Source organism: Isoptericola croceus (assembly GCF_029382255.1).
GTDB lineage: Bacteria > Actinomycetota > Actinomycetes > Actinomycetales > Cellulomonadaceae > Isoptericola > Isoptericola croceus.
Window position 1 is genome coordinate 1 of the sequence record NZ_JARLLG010000120.1, and the last position, 281, is coordinate 281.

The 281-nt window shown below is 39.5% G+C and carries 1 protein-coding gene; it reads left to right on the forward strand.

Features of this window, described 5'->3' with window-relative positions:
• On the forward strand, positions 1-281 hold a 281-nt coding region (locus PZC42_RS20895; RefSeq protein ID WP_277214014.1), incomplete at both ends, for a hypothetical protein.

Sequence of the window (281 nt, forward strand, 5' to 3'; positions counted from 1 at the left end):
GCCGAATCTCCTCCAGACGTTGAAACGCTTAGACTTTACCTTAGTCTACCTCTTTATCATGAGTTTGACAATGCTCGGCACTCGGCAAAAATACAGGGACCATTTGCTGCTGCTTTTCTCAACCTTAAAGCTGAAGCTGCTAAAATAGTTGGTAACTGGTATCATTTTGCACCTGAGGAATATTTTGAAAGATTAATAAGGATTTATAAAAGTGTTGTCATTTATCTTCTGAGGTCTTCCCCGTTTATGAACATAGACTACCAATGGGACCTAAATCGTTG